Here is a 19,504-nt window from a genome sequence, read left to right as displayed (position 1 = left end):
CCAAAGACGGAGCGACTCTAGTAATCCGTCCTTATCCTCGTCGGAATTATCGCGCACGCTCCTCTCCCTGTGAGAGAGCTTGCTAGGCAGGCAGCATTGCCTCGTCGATTTTCGATCGACGGTGACCGCAATACGTATTTCAAAAATCAGGAGTTCTCAAGTTTTCTGTGCATGGTTTGGCAAGCACAACTGGTGCTCATCTCGTGAGCCTCTGATCTCTCTATCTCCATTGTTTGGCCGTTGGTCAGAAAACGCACGATAATTGCAAATTGTGTCTCACATTTTTCGGATGCTGGGATCGAATTTTTTTAATTTGCTGGTTGGCAAGCCAAGTGTCCGGCCTCGATAGGTTGAAACCGTTATCTGCGTAGGCCGCGAGTTTCTCACGATCTTCGTCCGGTCGCCTCTCGAGGTCGCCTGGTCTATTTACTCAAGGTTACCCCGATGCTGCGTCGTGCCCCAATGACCCAGGCGAGTTCATTTGGAAGAATGGCGATTGGAAGCAGGACTTCACTCCGTATCTCGAACCGTTTGATGACGTTTCAATGCGCAAAGTCGAAGTCGAACCGCTCCGCAATGCGAGCGGAAAGAGGTCGGCAGTGTCAATGGGCGACCACGATTGAGATTCTGTTTTGTTGCTCGGCTCCGCTGGCAGACCGGCTCGTCTGCTTTCTCCCAAGACTTAGGCCGCTGTTGGAGAAATCCGGCAGCGGCATTTTTTGGAAGGCTGCCGGTTGTCTCATCCATTGATGCGCACCCAAGAAGGATGTCGCTGGATAGTTGTTGTCAAAGCAGGGCTCGCCGGATGGCTGCCACGCCCGTCAGGTGGTGCGGCACCAGCCCGTGGGGGTGCCTGAGGAGGGAGGCGCGGTGTAGTTGCGGACCGCGAACTTCTGGTACTGCCTGCACAACATCCATTCCCGTGATTGCATAGGATCGCATCGACACGCTGGACCGCGTGTCGCGCAGCCGGCATCAAGGTCTGCTGTAGCGGCATCATCGGAATGGGCGAGCAGGCTACCGACCGGCTCCGCATGCTAGTGCTGCTCGCCAACATGACCGTTCACCCGGAGAGTGTTTCCATCAATCTTTCGAATGAAGTCAAGGGGCGTCCCGGTCAACGTAACCGCGGAACGGCCGGATCCCATCGATGTGGTGCGCCTCGTTGCGGTGGCGCGCATCTTGATGCCACAAAGCGTGGTCCGGCTCTCTGCCGGACGTCAGTACATGACTGATGAATTGCAGGCACTCCGCTTCCTTGCCGGTGCCAACTCGATGTTTATCAGGGACGTGCTGCTGACCACGCCCAACCCGCAGCGCGACCGCGACGCCGAGCTGCTGGGACGGCCAAACCGACATGGATACTGGCGACGGTAGCCAGCTTGCTTCAAACACTAGCTTTGGCATTTTGGCCAATCGACAACAGGGGCAGGCGACCGTCCTGAAGCTCGCGCTTAGCGATTTAACCGCCATATGCTGCTCAGCAATTTTCGGCTCCCGCTCGCGCAGGTAACTGAAAGGCCGCACGATAACGCATGGGGCTAGTACCGATTCTCTGTCTGAAATGATGTCTCAGCGCCTCAGCCGAGCCGAAGCCGGTCTCGACCGCGATACCCTCGATTGGGAGCTGCGTCGCCTCGAGGAGTTCGCGAGCCCGCGACACGCGTGCCTGCGTCAACCAATCACCGGGCGACATGCCGGTTGCCTCCTCGAGTCGCCGGATGAAAGTGCGGCGGCTCATTCCAGCGCGGGAAGCGAGGAGGTCGATCGCCAGGTCTTGATCCAAGTGGTGTTGCGCCCACGCAAATATGGATGCCAAGGCATTGCCGTCAACTTTGTGCCACTGGTCAACCCGGCATCGCTTGGCGCAACTTTGGCTGTCATGGAGGACACGGCGATCATCCGAGTAGCGACCTGCGAATTTCCCGATCATCGCGACAGCGCGACAGCGATGTGAAGCCGGCTGGAAAGTGAGCTCGCTAAGGCGCCGGTTGATCTGCTCGTCCTTCCCGAGTTGGCGGGCGTCGACATTTCTTGGAAAAGCCCAGTCTTCAGCGAGGTCGTTTGGCGTCAGGCCGTCACCACGCACGCCACGAATTTCGTGCACAAGGACCGAAACAAGAGCCTGTCGGACTATCAGGCGATCCGGCAGGAACTCGGTGCAGCCAAGGTGTTGGTCGAGACCTTGCGGCCGTGGCGCCTGGAACTCGCGGCAAGGCTGGATGAGCTCTGGCGAGCCGGCAAGCCGCAGAGCGAAATCCTCATTTCTCGGACCGAGTTCAAGGTGCATGCAGCCGAGGTTGCGAACAAGGTCGCGGCGGCGGCGCTCACGGTTACGGGAGGTTACGGCAATCACCGAGGACCCATCGAGCGCTCCTTCCGCGACGCACGGGCAGCCATAGCCATGGGACCCTCGAATGTGATTGCTCGCGACTGGATCGGCAAGGCGCTGGTCGGGCTGCCGCTCGAGCTGTTCTACGAGGGGGGAGAATAGACCGAAATTCGCCGGGCCGGCGGGGCGCTAGCCCTCGCTCGCTCCGGCCTCAGCGGCACGCGCTTCGACAGTGCGACTTCCTACCGTTCTGGAATCCTGCGCCACACGTGTGGGCTGCGCTATTGAAAGTGCATTTGGACGCCGGAGCCCACTGAGCAGCGAGAGTTCGCTTTCCCCGAAGAGTCCAAATCATCCTATGAGCAGATTGTCTGCGGAGACTTTGCCGCAGCTGTCTATCTTGCCCTCTGCAAGCCCGCTCTAGCCGCCCTTCTTAGCTAGACCCGGACAATATCCGCAAGGCGGCCCGTCCTCGGAAGAATAAATCTCAACAACGTAGCGCGGCATTTCCAACACGCGAGACTAACTTGCTCGCTGTTCGCAGGCGTCCGTATCTGGGAAGAGGAACCAGGGTTTGATGCTGATCCCTTTGCGAAGCGAATACATGTAGAAAATTGGAAGGTTTGGGGGGAAAAGCCCTCGAAATTCGCTTCCATTGAAGGTGATAAAAATTGAGTCAGGAAATGCACGTTCGACCGCGCGCTTTTCGATCATGTTCATCCGGTAATATTCTATTGCGCCCTCCTCACAACTTCCATTTCCACGATACCATTTCATCGCGCTGGCAAGCAGCCGCTGGAACGTCGGCTCCGGTACGATCTCATCGATTAAAGGACTTTTGCTATCCGCTTCTGCGGCCCTTGTGAGGTCGCCCAACCAACAGCTCTCGAAACCGCGTTCGCGGGCGCCGTCCGCAACCTCATCAAAGTACTGGCGTATGTTCAGTGATGAATGTCCGTTCAATTCCGCATGGGTATCGGTGAAAATCAGCCTTAATGCCGCCCCCGGTGCATATGTTGTGCTGATTCGGCGGGTGAAGGCAGCCAAATAGTTGAGACATTCGAAGTCTGGCTTGTCGATGTTGGACCGCGGACCTTTGCCCCAATAGAGCACAAACGGAACGGGATTTCTGACCGCAATTGATTTGGAAATGCTCTGCAACATTGCAGCAGAGTTGTCAGGTTGCTCACGCTTAAAAGCCCAAGTATTAAAGGCTTGCAGGACCTTTTCTGGCGCAATCTCCTTGGCTCGAGGAGTGACAGGCACCGCAATTTCGCTTGATCGTTCAAATGCTCCGTCAACAGCTCTGTTGCCAAAGGGTTGCGAACAAGCCCTAAATTCAGTGTGGGCTAATGCGTCTTCTTTCGGACCAACCGTATCGCAACCCGACATATGAACTCCGAAAGAAGATCTTTTTATCGCGAGTTAATAATCGGTTATTTTTCTCAACGTCAACTCGGGAGAGAGGTGGCCCATCTATTAAGGTTAACCTCACGCTCCGGTGGCCGATCAATGAAGTTAAGTCGCCCGAAATATCCGACGAGTAAGCCCTGCCGATAGGGGGCCTGTTCTCGGCATGAATTTACAAATCCTAGAGTTGCCAAAGCTGATTGCTGAGCGTCGAAGCTCGGCAATTTTCGGCTTGGTGATCATCACCATGGTGTGGGCAGGAGTTGCTGTAAAATACTTCGGCGATGTTCGGGGGGACGAAAGAGAGGCGCATCGGGACGCTCGTAACTTTGCGCTAGTATTCGAAGAGAATGTTCTTCGATCAATCGGAGAAATTGATAAGGCGCTCTTATACCTGCGACGGAGCATTGAGACCCGGAAAAATTCGGTTAGTTTTAGCGCTATTGCCAACACGACCGACGTGCTGAGCGACATTATCGTCCAAGTCGCCATTATCGACGACAAGGGAATTATGCGCGCGTCGAACAGCGGTCCTCAACCCGCGCCTGCCCTTGATCTGAGCGATCGAGAGCACTTTAAGTTTCATTTGAACAACATCGCGGATCAGCTTTTTATCAGCAAGCCGGTGGTTGGCCGTGCCAGCGGAAAATGGTCCGTGCAATTCACGCGGCGCTTCGTGAATAGTGATCGGACGTTCGGCGGCGTCGTCGTGGCCTCGCTCAATCCGGGCCATTTGACGAAATTCTACAACAATATCAATTTTGGATCGGCGGCGGCGATCGCCCTGATCGGAAGTGATGGCGTGGTTCGTTCGAGTGGCGGGAGCGCGGTCGGTTACGCACTTGGGGACGATCTTAGCGGAACACAACTGCTCGACCAAATGGGAGCCGGGGTCGAAACTACATTTGAAAACATTGATCCCGCCAACAACGAAACGCGTTTCATTACTGTCCGCAAGGTCAAGGGCTATCCATTGTGGGTCAGCGTTAGCTTGAGCAAAAGCCAGATCATGGAAAGCTCTCGGAACGCCCTCAAGTTGAATTCGTTGGTGGGTACCGTACTTACCTTGCTGGTTCTCATTGCTCTTGAGCAGCTTCTACGGATAGACGCGAAGGCAAGGCAAAAAGCGAATCAACTTGACCTTACGCTCGAATATATGAATCAGGGAATTATGCTGGTTACCTATGATCAGCAGATTCCGATTATCAATCGTCGCTGCGGCGAGTTGCTCGATTTGCCCGTAGAGTTCATACAGAACCCACCAAGAGTCGATCAACTCGCCGAATACGAGACACCTACGGGCAAACTGACCGAGGCTTCTGTTCGGATCTTGGGAGCTCTTGTCGCAGGAGAACTCGGCGTTAGCGAACGAACGATGCCGGATGGATCAATCATCGAGATTCGCAGGGAAAGTCTCCCCGATGGTGGATTCGTCCAAACCTTCACTGACGTCACGAAAAGATCGCGCGCTGAAGCAGATGCAGTCCGCCTTAGTTCCGAGGATTCACTGACCGGTCTCCCAAACCGGCGGATGTTCCGCTCCATGCTCGACCAGATGAGCCGGCAACCATCGGCAGTAGACAACGGGCAGCCAGCGGCGGAATTCGCCGTCCTATTTCTTGACCTTGATCGTTTTAAAGCTATCAACGATACCCTTGGCCATCAGACCGGTGACTTGCTGCTGCAGGAGATGGCCCGGCGCTTAAAGAATACGCTCGGTGCAAATGAAGTGCTGGCACGGCTCGGCGGCGATGAATTCGCAGTTGTTGTACCGACGGTTGAGTCTCGACCAGCGATCGCGGACCTGGCGAATAGCATGATCGAGGCAGCACAGAAGCCCTTTGAGATCGGAGGTCACCGAATCCGTTCTGGCATCAGTGTAGGTATCGCCATTGGGCCGTGCGATGGAGTAAATTGCGACGACCTTCTGATTGCCGCCGATCTGGCACTATACGCGGTCAAAGCCCAAGGACGTGGCAGCTATAGATTCTATCATGCTGCAATGAACAGGGAGCTTAGGGAACGACGGCAGCTTGAGATCGATCTGCGCGAGGCGATCGAGCAAAATGAGATGGAGCTATATTATCAGCCCATCCTCAATTTGCGGAGCAACATCATAACCGGCTTCGAAGCCTTGGTGCGATGGCGCCATCCTGTCAATGGCATGGTACCGCCGACAACATTCATCGCGGTAGCGGAGGATACTGGACTCATTCAACCTCTTGGTGAATGGGCGCTGAGAGAGGCGTGCCGCTGCGCCGCGCACTGGCCGAACAATCTTAAGATAGCGGTCAATCTTTCCCCGATTCAGTTTTCAGCTTCCAATCTTCCCGAGGTCGTGAGACACGCCCTAGCGGCAACCGGACTTCAGCCGCATCGCCTTGAGCTTGAAATTACCGAGGGAGTATTCATGACCAATAATGAATCCACCCTATCTACTCTGCGTCAGTTGAAGCAACTCGGCGTCCGCATTTCGTTGGACGACTTCGGTACGGGGTATTCCTCTCTCAGTTATCTCCGTAGCTTCCCATTCGACAAAATCAAGATAGATAGGTCGTTTGTTTCTGACCTTGCTGAAGGCACCGAGCACGTTGTGATTGTGCAAGCCGTGGTGAGTATTGCTCGCGCTCTGGGAATGACGACGTTGGCAGAAGGCATCGAAACCGTCGGACAGTATGATTTTCTCGCGGCGCTCGATTGCGACGAAGGGCAAGGCTATCTGTTCAGTCCGCCTGTTCCAATAGCGACAGTTCCTGAAATGATTGCCAAATGGTCGCCCGGGCGCAAATTTGTCGCCTAGAGTTTGGGACCCGCTCGTTTACCCAGCGACTTTCTGAAGGCTGGATTTTCCATTTTGTTCACCGAAGATCGGCTTCTTGGTTGGTCGCCGAGCCTCGTGCACGAGCAGGAACAGGCCCGATGCAACGACAATACCGGACCCGATCAGAAGAAAAAGCGTCGGCACGTCGCCCCAAACGAAAAATCCAATCGCAAGTGCCCAGACGAGGGTCAGGTAATAGAATGGCGAGACGGCGGCGGCCGGGGCTAGGTGGAGCGCTTGCGTCCAAAAATATTGTGCCGCGGCGTTTGTAACACCGCTCAGGGTCAACATGATTGCGTCAGCCGGCGCCGGCACCCGGAATCCAAACAGCAGTAAGAAGGAATGAAAGAAGGTTACCGTAAGCATCTGCCACATCAACAGCGTCTTTGCAGACTCAGTTGCGGTCATTCCGCGAACGGCAACCGTGACGCTGCCATACATAACCGCGTTTGCCAGCGCAAATAATGCGCCAATCTGCAACGAATCTGCACCTGGATTTACCACAACGATGACCCCCACGAATCCTGTTACCAGCGCGCTCCAACGCGCGATCCCGGCACGCTCCTTAAGCCAGACTAATGACAGCAAGGCCGCCCACAACGATGCAGAAAAATTGATCGCGATCGCGCCTGCAAGGGGCATCAGACTAACGGCGATGACAGTGAACGTCTGCGAGATCGACTGCGACAGCCCGCGCGCAAGGTGGGCGCGGGGCCGCCGAGTGTTAAAGACTGACATGCCCGTTGCCGGGAGGATCAATGCGGCGCAGAGGACAAACGCAGAAACGGAGCGAAAGAACATAACTTCGCCAACAGGATAGAGAGCGGCTTGCCATTTCGATAGTGCGCTCGATAGTGCGAACATCACGCTCGCGGCGATCATGCAATATATTCCGCGAACAACGTCATCCTTCCGTGAGCCGGGAATGGCCATCGGGTTCTGTGGATGGCCGACGGTGTCCGTAAGATCGCTCATCATGCGTTTCCATGAAGTTGGAAGATTGCGTCAGCGTTGGCCGCGCGACTATCGCTTGCGAGCCACTAGCAAGACTTAGTCTCGCTTAGCTTAAGTATTAAGAAAGCGTTATGGGTAACAGAAACAATTCTTGGTTAATTTTTGAAACATGGCGGGGTCCAATTGCAGAACAGCCCAGCCAAACACGCCCTTGCCTGGCCGCGTGTCCCAGGTAATTGCCGAGCAAATGCCTAAAAGTGTTCTTTTTCTTCCAACCAAATCTGGAGCCATTCAGGATAGGTTGCCGAAATCGAAATCAGAATTGGGTGGGAGCGAAAGACGTGAAAGTTGGGCCTAACGACCCGCCTTCTGGCAACGGATGTAAAAGTCTCGTCTCTTCACCCTTGATATGCTTGGACGGAACGTGGTGGGCAATCGATGTCAACGATCCAGATCTAGAAGTTTATTTGAAGAGGTCGGCTCGCTGCGGCCTTGTGCCGGCAGCTCTGCGTGAACGGAAGACCATTAGTGGACCCGAACTGCCGCGCAAGGGGCGCCAGCGTCGATCGGCTCAAGACCGCGATGGTAGAGGAGCAGAACCACGATGCGGCCGAGATCGTGCAACAGGCGTTGATGCCGACCGTCGCCGCGCACCAGGCGAGCTCGGCGAACAGTCGCGGTAGCCCCTTATAGAGCATGGAACGGTTGTCGCGGCAGGGCTTATTTGCCGAACCTGAGGTGAGCCGGTAGGACGCCGCCCGCCCTTCCGGCCTCTGGCTCAAATGGCCTTTTTAACTGTGGCACGCATCGCGAGTCACGCGCCTTGGTCTACTCGACGAGGTTCAGAAGTCGCGCAACGCCAGCGGTTGAGGCGGGTTGATGACATTGATGCTGCTATTCGTACCCAAAGCAGCGCGCAAATTATCATCGTGAAAGTGGTTCGTTATTTGCGGGATGCCCTGCTGCGGCAGGGCGGCGCCTTCGGGGCTCCGATGTACCTACCGATAGACCTTCGACCTATTTGATCGATATCGGTATTACCCTTGGCGCTGAACAACAAGACGATGTGACGGACTTGGATGCCGTAGGGTCATATCGCAAGGTCGGTCACATACCGATCTTGTCGTTGATTCCGCTAGCATTGCCAGCGCCGCACGCGGATTCGCGCGGCATGATGGTCGGTCGGTTCGTACAGGGCGTTTCAAGCGGCAGGTGTCGACCATTGCTTATTTTGATCGAGTAGGGCGAAGATGCGGTCGGCTGATACCGGCCGACCGATGAGATATCCTTGGACTTCATCACAGCTCGTTTGGCGCAAACGCCCGAGCTGCTCGGCGGTCTCGACGCCTTCCGCTACCACGCCAATGTGCAGATCCTGCGCCAGCGTGATTATTGATTTTACGATCGCCGCGCTATCCGGCCGTGTCAGCATGTCGCGTATAAAGGACTGATCGATTTTGATGCGGGTGTAAGGCAATTTGAGCAAATAGGTCAGCGACGAAAATCCTGTTCCGAAATCGTCGAGCGCCACCGTCACCCCCAGTTGCAGGAGTGAATTCAGGACCGATGATGCCGGCCCGTATTTTGAAATCAGCATCGACTCCGTTATTTCGATTTCAAGTCGGCTAGGGGCAACTCTGGCCTCTGTCAAGGCCTGCACGATTGTTTGCAGGATGCTGGTGTTATGGAATTGAGCTGCCGAGAAATTCACGGCGACCCTGAGATCGGAGGGCCAGTTCGAAAGCGTCGAGCAGGCGCGTCGGATCACCCACTCGCCGATCGGGTGGATCAAGCCGGTTTCTTCGGCAATTGGAATGAACTCAGCCGGCGAAATGACTCCCCGGACAGGGTGTTGCCAGCGCAGCAAGGCCTCAAAGCCGGTTACTCGGTTCTCGCGAATATCAAAGAACGGTTGGTAGACCAGAAAAAGCTCGTCTTTCCCGATCGCCTCCTCCAGATCCCGTTGCAGCGCCCTGCGATCGCGCGCTGATTTGTCGTCGCTGACCTCAAAGAAGCGAACCGTTCCGGGCCCCGCTTTTTTGGCGCGATAGAGCGCAAGGTCGACATTTTTCAAGAGCTCATGGGGCGTATTGCCGTCGCGCGGGGCCAACACGATCCCGACGCTCGTCGCGCCCGCGATCTCGCATCGTTCGATCAGGAATGGTTCGCCGAAAGCCCCGACGAAGCGCTCGGCGATTTCCAACGCGTCTTCGACTTTGGCCAGATTGGTCACGATCAGCGCAAATTCGTCCCCGCCGATCCGCGCGACAGTATCGGTCTCACGCGCGCATCGTTGCAGTCTCGCCGCGGCCTGAACGAGGAACTCATCTCCAGCGGGGTGGCCGAACTTGTCGTTCACTTCCTTAAAGCGATCGAGATCAAGCAGAAAAACCGCGAATTCCTCTCCCGAGCGAGCCAACCGATTGAGGGCGGCTTCGAGGCTTTCGTTGAAGGCGAAACGGTTCGGCAAGTGGGTAAGGGGATCCCGCCGGACCCTCCGTTCGGCTTCCAATTGAGCAATGGTGCGTTTCGTGAATTCGAAAGAATGGGCGAAAACGCCGCGCAGAAGCACGAAGCCATAGGCCACAACAAGAATAGCGACCAGCAGATAGACGAAATCGCCATTTCTGCCGAGGCAGATTGCCGTACCCACAAAAATCGGAGCCGTGAATGCAACCGCCGCCACGGGAATCGTAGCGAAGGCGAATGCTCCGCCCGCGAGCATCCCGGAGCAAAGACATGTGATCACGAGTTGGCCGCCATTTGAGGCGTCGGCGAAGAAAGCGACCGGAACGACCGCCCAGGCTGTTCCAAGAACGAGCGCATTTCGCACCAGCCGATGCATGGCCTGTCGGGAGACGAACTGCGGCTTCGTAATCCGTCGTGATAAACGCGCCTTCAGGCCTATCGATAACGCGCCGCAAACCACGGCAGCTGCCCAGATCAGGGCATAGTTTCTGTTGGGCGAGTGCCAGAGGGCAATTGCAAGCACCGTCGCATTGCAGGCGTTGGCCAGCATTATGCCTAGGGAATAGCCGAGCACGAGGGAGATCTGCTCCGCCCGAATGTGCCCTGCGACCGCTTCATCTGTCGCAGGGCCGCCGAAAGCCGCCAGATCCCCCGCGAATAGCTTCGAGACGTACGAGCTCAGATATGTCCTCATCTCGGACCCCGCAGGACTGGCTCTAACGTTGCCGCCAGTGCTGGAAGGTCGCGGCAAACATTTGAGAAAAGATAAATTCTTGAAGTTCGCCACGTTCGGCGGCATGCGTGGCCGAACTCATTATTTAGCGGGGGCGAAGGCGGGGCCGGGCGGGCTGACTTTCGTGTCCTCTATCACCGCAAATCGGGGCACAGTTCTGTACATTACGTACAGACCTGTGCCTGTAATCGATCGCCGAATTCAGCTAACCGACCATGACGGCAGCTTGTGCACTAACCTGAATGAAACGGTGGGTCGGTACGAGATCGACAGAAGATGAGATGCGCACGCGTCGGAAGCTACGCCCGCTTGCCCGACGACTTTCTCTAGATCAGTGCCGATCGTGACGCCCGACATCTCGCCGCTTTCCTGCGACATGTCCGATAGAACGAAGCAATGCTGCGCGTTCACCTTAAGAAACGCGCGATGCGAACGCAAGGCCAGGTCGAATATCGCCCAGGCCAACGAGGTGTTGTGTGGGCGTTTGGTGATCACCGCGTTCGTCCACGCCAGAGCCTCAGTCGCGTATCCGCAGCTGAGGATGACGAAGTCGTCGGCGTACGCGACAACGTCCGCACGGAACGCTTCCCCACGCGCCGTCAGCCGCCAATGCTTCAGGAACCAATTCATAAAGATGTTGGCAAGCAGTGGACGACGATCTCCGCATCCCTCTAGCCGGTGTCCCATTGCCCCGACCTAGTTCGAGCGCTGGCGGCAGAAGGCGCTTGAGGCGGTGGCCGGTTGTTTTCTCGTCGAGCCAAGGCGGGACTGCTGCCCTCGCTCCTACGGAGCGATCGTGGGTGTTTCATGCGCAATCGTGACCTTGTCTCCGACAGCTTCCTGACACTGACAGCGGTCGGTCTGGTGGTGCTCTGCTCGAGCCTGCTCGCCTTTGCGTTCACTTGAAGCGAACGCGCTCGGTGCGTTTCGCGCCTTGACCAAGCTAAGTGCTTGGCGGCTCGCAAGCCCAGCAGCACGGTGCCTGACACTGAACGCCGGTTGCCGTCCGCCTCGGTAAGGCCGATCGAGGTGTTTCGAGACCAGCCCCTCAGAACAGGTCTGGCCCGCGTTGGGATCAATTTTAAAGACATTGTCGAGGTTAACACTAACTCCGCCTCGTCGGCGCGCGCACAACGCCATTCTTGTTAGAGCGATCCAGAAGATGGATTGCAGTGCGGCTCGCACTCAAACTGGAAGTGAAATGCGACAATTATCCTAGCGCTGCTAGGGAGCGCAATCAGCGCCCCAAGAAGGTGGAGGGCGCTTTTTAGTGCAGGCTAGTGCAACACTCGAGCGGCTTCGGCGAGCCGGACCTTTTCTCTCAACTCATCAAGGTCTTCGATCTCGTCGAGCAATCTCACGAGCTTCCGAGCGATATGTGTCAAATCGGGCTTTGGGCGCCGGATAATGCGACTACGCTGTCCCATCGGTGCACGCCTCCATGCTGCGGGACGTGCAATTGGCAAGGAGCGTGCCACCCCATGAAGGGGATGGATGCGACGCGCCGCAGAAGGCCGGGGCGGAAGCTGCCGCTTAGATGGGCTCGCGGGCTCGAGCGAGCTCGCATACAGTTGAGCTGCGGGCCGGCACCCCCGGTTGCAATCTACAGTCCAAACCAACTCACCCGCCGGCTCACGCTGGCGGGCTTCTCTCTCGCGGCTCTCTCAGACGACCCGTTTAATGGGTTGATAACTGGGAGGATCGCAATGCACAAAATGATCACGGCGGGAGTTCTGACTGCCGCGCTCATCCTTGCGGCCTGTGGCAGAGAGCCTGGACCTAAAGGTGATCCAGGGCCGCAGGGGCCGGCCGGCCCGCAGGGGGCCCAAGGGATTCAGGGGGTGCCGGGACCACAGGGCCCAGCCGGTGCGCAAGGACCACAAGGACCGCAGGGGCCAAAAGGTGAGAAGGGAGACAAGGGCGATCCGGGGACGGTCAACATCCGCGCAGTGCAAGCTGATGGCGCCGTCAATTGCAACAACAGCGAAACGCTAGTGTCGGTGTTCTGTCCAAGCGGAGGCGCCGCCGACGGAGCGAAATGCGGGACGTCGCCGACAGTCGGGCTTTGTTTGAAGAAGTGAGTGCTCAGGCCCGCCGGTTCACGCTGGCGGGCCTAGCCGGTTGGGAGAACCGTCACTGTCGGCGCGAACCGTTCTGAGAATGTTGCGGCCTTTGCATCCCGTGCTGCGGAAAGGGCGGCCGAAATAAACGCGGAACATCCGATGGTTGCCAGCGCCAGGAGAGCCGCACCGAAAATCAGGCTACGCATTCCACCCTCCTCAATGGGCGTTACGATCACAGGTTCGGATTGCATTGTTTCAGTTTCGCTTCGTTGGGCGCCTAAAATGGCTTCGTACACGCGGCCGTGAATACGCTGAACCAGAAGCCTTCGATCGCCTCGTTCGACATCGACCTCGCCGCCGTCAAGGATGTGATCCTGACGCATTTGCATTACGACCATGCCGGCAATTTCGACCGGTTTTCAAATGCGCGGTTTCATCTTCAGGAGCGCGAGCTCGCCTACGCCAGCGGGCGTTACGTGCAATATCCACGGCTGTCGCATTCCTTCGAGGTCGAGGATGTCTGCGGGATCGTGCGGCTGAACTATGCGCGCAGGGTGCTGTTCTACGACGGCGACGCGGAGATTGCGCCGGGATTGACGGTCCATGCCGCGGGCGGACATTCCGCCGGCCTTCAGTTCGTCCGGGTCAACACGCGCCGCGGCCCTGTCGTGCTCGCCTCCGACGTCAGTCATTTCACCGAGAACATGACCAGCGAGCGCCCGTTCACGACCGCCCTTCATGTCGGCGACATGCTGGCGGGTTTCGACAAGCTCCGCGCTGTCGCACCCGACGGGGACCACATCGTGCCCGGTCACGATCCGCTCGTCATGAAGCTCTATCCGGCACGGAGCCCGGACCTCAGCGGTGTCGCCGTCCGCCTCGACGTCGCGCCGTCCGTGGGTGCTCATTCCTGAGACGGCCGGTGGGCGACGGCGTAACCTGGGCTTGGAATATCGATTTTCTAAGCCGTCGTGCCCGGTTCGAACAAGCCTGCTGGCTATTCCGTCCGGGTAGGGAACGGCTCATACGCGGCTCATGGATTTACGCAAAGCGTCGACCAGTAGCCAAAATTGAGCGTTCGTCGTGTTTTTCCGCTGTCGCCTTGTGTTGATCCCGAACAAGCTTCTACGATAGCTCGTTCCCATCTCGAGTTGGGCGCAGCCGCCAATTCTTGTCTTGTTTGCGATGTTGCTCGGGAGACTGCCGTCAAGCATTGGGTTGCTGGTAACCTCGGCCGGGATTCCTGCAGCATCCAATTCTTCCAGAACGATATCGCGCAACTCGTCGTCCAGTCCGCCGAGCTGAATTCTTCCATTCGCCTGGGTGTCCGTACAGCCGTGCAAGCTGATACAACGTTGAGCGTTTTCAACCAACTTCGTGGCTATTGGCTCATCGTAGTGGGAAGCCGTCACATGCAGGTCGCCGTTGCTGGAGGGCAACAACCCTTCAAACAGCCAGAGGTCATGCAATCCAAGACCATCAACTGCGGTCGCCAGCGTAGCCGGATGATAGCCGGCCGTAGCTAGAGCGATCTCGCTTGTGCCGGCCTCAATGCCACCTCCGTGGAGGGCCATGATGATCTTTTGTGTTTCCGTGTTGTCCGTAACCTGTTCTTCCACCAGTTGCCGCCACTCATGACGTAGCCATCTTTTTCCATATGCCATCCCTTCGACGTTGTTCGGATCATCGTATAGAGCAGTCATGGAATCATATTTGTCAGGTCCTCGTGGCATATCACCGATCTCCGTGCAGTCGGCTTGAATGATCGAGAGCCAGTCGCGGCGTGCGGCTCTTGCTGGCGAATGGTGGACCTCCGGACACGATAAGGCTGCCGCCCTGACTTCTTCGAGAACGCGTCGGCCCAGACCCGACCGGCGATCCGGATCGGACCATTTAGGTTGCAGGTTTCAGTTCGACATTCTTACCCGCCACCCGCCTTCTCGATCAGGCGCATGACGGCATGGAGCTCCCTCTCGTAAGTCGGTCCGGTGGCGTAGCCCGCGCGAGCGACTTCGGTTGCGAAGGCGTATGGGTCGTGGGTGACTGTGAACGCCTTGGCGTACCGCTTGTTGCGCGCCAGAAATGAGCCGTGCTCGCTGAACGCGGTGGCAGCGTCGGGATAGACGCGGAACCAGTCGCGCACGACATAGTCGTACTTGCCGTCGGGCCGCGGCGTCACCGAGATCACTTCGGGGAATTTGGCGTCGGGCCGCGACATGACCTCCTTGGTCTTCAGCAACTGCCGCATGTTTTCGGGCATGCTGGCTTTTGCCTTGATACCGAAAAAATTGAAGCCGGGCGCATGCGCACCCCAGCCGGATTCCAGCGCTGCCTGGCCGAGCGTTACCAGGGCGGGTACGCGGCTCGCCGCCTGCGAAGCCCTGGCTGACTCGCCGAACGTGGCGACGAACGCTTTCGGCGCGAGCCTCTTGCCCGGCACGTAGGGCAAGGGCGTCGGCGCAGGAGGCGTAGGAGCGGGGGCGGGCGGCAGCGAGCGGCCACCCAGCGCGGCGCCAATCGCGGCTTTGGTCGCCGCGCCGACGACGCCGTCGGCCTCCAGCCCGCTGCGCGACTGAAACCCACGCACCGCGCGTTCGGTGTTCGAACCAAAATCACCGTCCACTGCCAAATCGTAACCGAGCCCGACAAGGGCGCGCTGCAGGCTGCTCACGCCGTCGCCTTTGCTGCCCCGGCGCAGCGTCGGTCCGAGCATGAATTCGGCGACGCCTTTGAGGCGGTCCACCAGCCCCGGATCGCCTCCCGCTTCGCCCGCGAGCAGGGCTTCCAGGGTGAGGGTCTCGTCGGCTGGAGATTCGCCCTCGCAGGCGGCGCGCACGTCCTCACCGTCGCTGAAATTCTCCTGCCAGTTCTCCTGCCAGTTCTCCTGCCAAGTCTCCTGCCATCCCTCGTCCTCGGCTTCGCTCTGCGCGCCCGGCAGCGGCGCGAGGTCGAGGTGGAAGTGGATGATTAGGGGATGCGGTCCATGCCAGTTGAGCCCCGTCACGCGCTTGTTCTTGTCTTTGCGCGTCGTGCCGACGAAGATCACGTTGCGCTTGCCGGTCTCCCGGTTGATCTCGTCGGCGACCGCGAAATCGTTGTAGATGATCCGCCATTTGGCCGGCATCGCCTTCGCGGTCTCGTTCACCGCGCGCAGCAACCTCAAGGCATCGTCGCGGAGATAGAAACCGCGAGCGTCGCGCCTGTTCAGGAACAGATCGAGCGAATAGCCGCGGTCGTTGAAGCTCCCGCCGCCATGTCCGCGATACGTGCCCGCACCGAGGCCTGCGCCGTAGCGGCGGCGCAGCTCGGCAAAGAAGCGGACCATGATCGGCGCGACAGGCGCCTTGCCGCTTCCGTCGATCGACGCGTGACTGACCAGCTCCACCCGCTGCGCCGGCGGCCCGAAATCGCCGAGCGAGCCGCCCGATGGCTCGGTGCGGAAGCGCATCTCTTCCTCGCGGCTGATCATCCAGGCGCGGCGGAGAACGTCGTCGGCGTACTTCGTCCCGAAGCGCATGCGGGCGCCCTTCAGCGTATCCTCGTAGTCGCCGCGCAGCGCCGCGCTTCGTTCGTCGGCCGAAGGCTTTCCGCCCGTCCGCCGCGACCACTCCGCAGCCAATCTGGCAATGAAGGCATCGAGATCCTCGTCGACAGGAAGCGGCGCAGGCGGGGTCGGTGCCGGCGGGATGGGAGCAGGTGGAGTAGGTAGCGGCGCGATCTTGCCCCCGAGCGCTGCGGCGATAGCCGCCTTGGTGCGCGGGCCGACCACGCCGTCGGCGGCGAGGCCTGCGCGGGACTGAAAGGCGCGGACCGCTTTTTCCGTTGCAGCGCCAAATCGTCCGTCGGTTTCGCCCGGCGAATGGCCGAGTTGCGCCAGCGCGAGCTGCAGCGCTTCGACACCGGCGCCGCCGTTGCCGCGGCGAAGCGTCGGTCCGACCACAAGAGCCGAGGCGCCCTGCAAGAGGTCGGCAGCTCCACCGGCCTCGGTGTCGAATGCGCGCACGCCGACGCCTGCAGGCCATCCTGCATCATCCGATTCCGGTTCGAACCACTCGGCCTCGAATTTTCGGGGCGCCGAGTGAGCGCCGCACCCGCATCCGCATCCTTCGTGCTCGATTTCGTCCTCGGACGATTCAGGCCAGCGCGTGTCGGATAAGTCTTCGTCGAGCTTGTCGCCAGGAAGGCCTGCTTCCAAGTCCAGCCAAGCCAACGATTCCCCGTCGGCTCTCTCGAGATGTGTTTCCGCGCTCGACATCGCATCGAAATCCTCGAAGGCCTCGCCATCCGGGGCGCCGAGCTCGCTCAACAAGGTCGGGAGCAGTTTACCGGGCAGCGCGCAATGGGTGATCGAATTTGGCACGGGGCGCAGCGCCACGGCGCCCGCACTGGCGCGGCCGTCGAATTTGTCGGTCGGAGATTTGGCGCGGTAAACGATGTCCACGCCCAAACCCGGCCGGGCTGCGGCGAGCGTCTTGAACGCCGCGATGGGCGGGCTTCCGTAGGTGGCGTCAAGCACCCACACCTTGACGAGCTTCGCAAGCGCGCCGGTGCCGAGCGCCGTGGATTTGTTCGCGTTGGCGAGCGGATAGAGCACGCCGTAGGCGCGCGAGTGCCCGGAAATGACGAGCCGGCCGATTTGCGTGCCGCTCCGCTCGAGGCGGCGGTCCGTCTCGCCCAGCACTTCGGCAAACAGCGCATTGAGCTGCGCAGGCCGGTCGAGGCCGTGTGCACTCCAGCCTGCGTCGCTCCCAATCTGGAGCTGCGGCACGATCAGCAGCATCGGCCGGCCGCTGTCGGTCACGATCTTGCCGAGCCTGAAGGTCGCCTCCGTCACGATGCCCGCAGGCATGGCTCGCGGCACGCCGCAAGGACTGAGCAACCCGTGGATGTAGAGCAACATGTCCACCGGCCCGCTGCCTCGAACGGCCGCGGCCGACGCGAATACGGCGATCTTCGTCCCGGTGACGCGGGAGCGGTAGATCCATAACGCGCCGTCAAGATACGGCTTCGTGGACGGAACGACGGCTTCGCTTTCGAACTCGCTCGTGATCGTCGGCTTGCGGCGAAACTCCCAGTGCCATTCCTCGGTCGGCAACTGCTCGAAGCCGTAAGCCGCCGCGTTCTGCTTCAGCCATCCATAGAACCAGCTCCTGCGCCAGGCCGCTCGCGCTGCGTCACTGCTACTGTTGGCAACCTCGAATCCCGCTTTTCTGTTCTGATAGAAGTCGACGGCAATGCCGTTTTGGTGATTGCTGTAGCCTGGCGCCGCAATCCGGCCACCCAGGCCAAAGCCGCCGTAGGCCTTCGACTTCAGCATGTAGGCGGCTGCCGCCTTCGAATGCGGACCTTCGGCAAGAGCTTCGCGGTGCGCGCGTGTCCGGTTGTAGTAGCCCTTGAAATACCTGAGCCACAGCGAGCGCTGGTGCTCGCTGCCGCGATAGCCGCTTGCTGCCGTCAATCGTTTCGTTTGCAGCGCATCTGCATCACCCGCAATCTGAGCCTTCTGCAGATCTGCATTTGCAGCGGCGAGCAGGCGGCCTGCGGCCCGCGCGGTCTCCGGCCGCGTCTTGACGCTGGTGCTGGGGATCGTCTCGACCTGAGTGCTGCTCAGGTCCGGCAGGGGAGCACCCCTGGCCTTGCGGCTGCGGGCGATATGCTCGGCGAGCACATTGTTGCGAAAGGCGATCTGCTCCGCTGTTGCGGTCCACGCCTCGGACTCGAGATATTCGTCCTCACCTTCGTGTTCGTCTTCGGCGCAGCGGCTGGCTCCGGATTCCAGCTCGCGAGCCTCCTCGAGCTCGCGCTCCCAAGGCTCCGAGCTTTCGTCTCGCGCGGCTTCGTTATCCGCGGAAAAGCCATGCGAATCCCACGCCTGGGCTTCAAGCCCGGTGAACGACGTTTCATCGTAATCTTCCGACAGCGAGCCTTCCAGCTCCGGCTCGAAGCTCTCGCTCAGCAGGGTCATGCCCTCGACGGCGAAAAAGGCGTAGCTATCCGCGTTGTCCAGAGCCTGCTTCGGGGACAGGGTCAAATATTTCGGTTCGTGCTCGTAGGCCTGGTCCTTGATGCCGACATAGCGATGCGCGACCTCGTGGATGAGGGTCACCTCCCGCGTGTCGGGCGCCAGCGCGCTGAAGTTGCAGTGCCTCGGCCGCGTGTCGAAGCAGATGTGGACCTTGCCGAAACCGCCGAACAACTGCGTCGTCAGGGCATAACCGCAGACGGCTCCCTTGCCGTCCGTGGCGCAGTCGGTCTCGCCGCGGAACTTGATTCCATCCTTCAGCGCCTTTTCGATCCGCATCAGCCGTGTGACGATGTGACGGAGATCGTCGGGCTTCGTGGTGTGAAAATGCCGCAGCAGCAGCTGCCGCGTGGCTGCGCCCATCCGATCGGGCCGTCCGTACGCGCTGCCGACGAACGAGGCCGCATGCCGCACTGCGCGCAGACACCGTTCGGTGACGTCAAGCAGCAGGTGCTTCTGCGTCGACGTACAGTTCGCGAAGGAGTGGGGCGAGCCCAGTTCTTCCTCCTCGAGGGACTGGGATTCACCCGCACCAGTCCACTCCGCTTCGCCCGAAAAGGCCACGAACGGGTTGTCCTCGATCGTGGCGAACGCTCCAATTCCGCTGTGGTTCTCCGGCTCGGACGTCTCCGCGAACGGAGCGTCGAGGCCGAGCGGGTCGAGCGATTCGAAATCCTGCGTGGACCCGTGCATCGTCTGC

General features: G+C 59.2%; 11 protein-coding genes and 1 pseudogene. 5 read left to right on the top strand and 7 right to left on the bottom strand.

Annotated elements, in window-relative coordinates; genetic code table 11:
- Positions 1 to 934 precede the first annotated feature (934 nt).
- The 3 genes and pseudogenes from I6F17_RS08405 to I6F17_RS08395 all read left to right on the top strand — a co-directional run.
- A pseudogene (locus tag I6F17_RS08405) lies at positions 935 to 1,377 on the top strand (biotin synthase); the annotation flags it as partial.
- 187 nt (positions 1,378 to 1,564) lie between these two features.
- Positions 1,565 to 1,957, top strand: coding sequence for a hypothetical protein (locus I6F17_RS37605; RefSeq protein WP_249782408.1), 393 nt, complete (start codon positions 1,565 to 1,567; stop codon positions 1,955 to 1,957).
- A 57-nt stretch (positions 1,958 to 2,014) separates the two neighbouring features.
- Positions 2,015 to 2,494 (top strand): acyl-CoA dehydrogenase family protein, encoded by a 480-nt coding sequence (locus tag I6F17_RS08395; protein ID WP_225125265.1) that lies wholly within the window; start codon positions 2,015 to 2,017, stop codon positions 2,492 to 2,494.
- Between the two features lie 360 nt (positions 2,495 to 2,854).
- On the opposite strand, the gene I6F17_RS08390 is transcribed toward I6F17_RS08395, so the two are convergent.
- Entirely contained in the window at positions 2,855 to 3,724 is an 870-nt protein-coding gene (locus tag I6F17_RS08390; protein WP_225125267.1) for a hypothetical protein, read from the bottom strand.
- Between the two features lie 184 nt (positions 3,725 to 3,908).
- On the opposite strand from I6F17_RS08390, the gene I6F17_RS08385 reads away from it, so the two are divergent.
- Positions 3,909 to 6,542, top strand: a complete 2,634-nt coding sequence (locus I6F17_RS08385; protein ID WP_225125270.1) for an EAL domain-containing protein — start codon at positions 3,909 to 3,911, stop codon at positions 6,540 to 6,542.
- 18 nt (positions 6,543 to 6,560) lie between these two features.
- Here the strand turns inward: I6F17_RS08385 and I6F17_RS08380 are convergent, their stop codons facing one another.
- The 4 genes from I6F17_RS08380 to I6F17_RS08365 all read right to left on the bottom strand — a co-directional run bounded on the left by I6F17_RS08380 (position 6,561) and on the right by I6F17_RS08365 (position 12,988).
- On the bottom strand, positions 6,561 to 7,541 hold the full coding sequence (locus tag I6F17_RS08380; RefSeq protein WP_225125272.1) for a DMT family transporter: 981 nt from the start codon (positions 7,539 to 7,541) through the stop codon (positions 6,561 to 6,563).
- 1,177 nt (positions 7,542 to 8,718) lie between these two features.
- Entirely contained in the window at positions 8,719 to 10,680 is a 1,962-nt protein-coding gene (locus I6F17_RS08375; protein WP_225125273.1) for an EAL domain-containing protein, read from the bottom strand.
- Positions 10,681 to 10,920: 240 nt separating this feature from the next.
- Complete coding sequence (locus I6F17_RS08370) at positions 10,921 to 11,349, bottom strand: hypothetical protein (RefSeq protein WP_225125275.1); 429 nt, start codon at positions 11,347 to 11,349, stop codon at positions 10,921 to 10,923.
- Positions 11,350 to 12,832: 1,483 nt separating this feature from the next.
- Positions 12,833 to 12,988, bottom strand: coding sequence for a hypothetical protein (locus tag I6F17_RS08365; RefSeq protein ID WP_225174470.1), 156 nt, complete (start codon positions 12,986 to 12,988; stop codon positions 12,833 to 12,835).
- Between the two features lie 96 nt (positions 12,989 to 13,084).
- Here I6F17_RS08365 and I6F17_RS08360 point away from each other — a divergent pair, with 96 nt between their 5' ends.
- A complete protein-coding gene (locus tag I6F17_RS08360) occupies positions 13,085 to 13,696 on the top strand; it encodes an N-acyl homoserine lactonase family protein (RefSeq protein WP_225125277.1) in 612 nt (203 codons plus the stop codon).
- A 108-nt stretch (positions 13,697 to 13,804) separates the two neighbouring features.
- On the opposite strand, the gene I6F17_RS08355 is transcribed toward I6F17_RS08360, so the two are convergent.
- Both I6F17_RS08355 and I6F17_RS08350 read right to left on the bottom strand, forming a co-directional pair.
- Positions 13,805 to 14,485 (bottom strand): poly-gamma-glutamate hydrolase family protein, encoded by a 681-nt coding sequence (locus I6F17_RS08355; RefSeq protein WP_225125288.1) that lies wholly within the window; start codon positions 14,483 to 14,485, stop codon positions 13,805 to 13,807.
- 218 nt (positions 14,486 to 14,703) lie between these two features.
- Positions 14,704 to 19,497, bottom strand: coding sequence for a peptidoglycan-binding protein (locus tag I6F17_RS08350; RefSeq protein WP_225125289.1), 4,794 nt, complete (start codon positions 19,495 to 19,497; stop codon positions 14,704 to 14,706).
- Between the last annotated feature and the right edge of the window lie 7 nt (positions 19,498 to 19,504).

This window comes from Bradyrhizobium sp. NBAIM18, assembly GCF_020193825.1.
Lineage (GTDB): Bacteria > Pseudomonadota > Alphaproteobacteria > Rhizobiales > Xanthobacteraceae > Bradyrhizobium > Bradyrhizobium yuanmingense.
The sequence above is the reverse complement of the archived record's forward strand: the minus strand, read 5'-3'. Positions and strand labels throughout refer to the sequence as shown.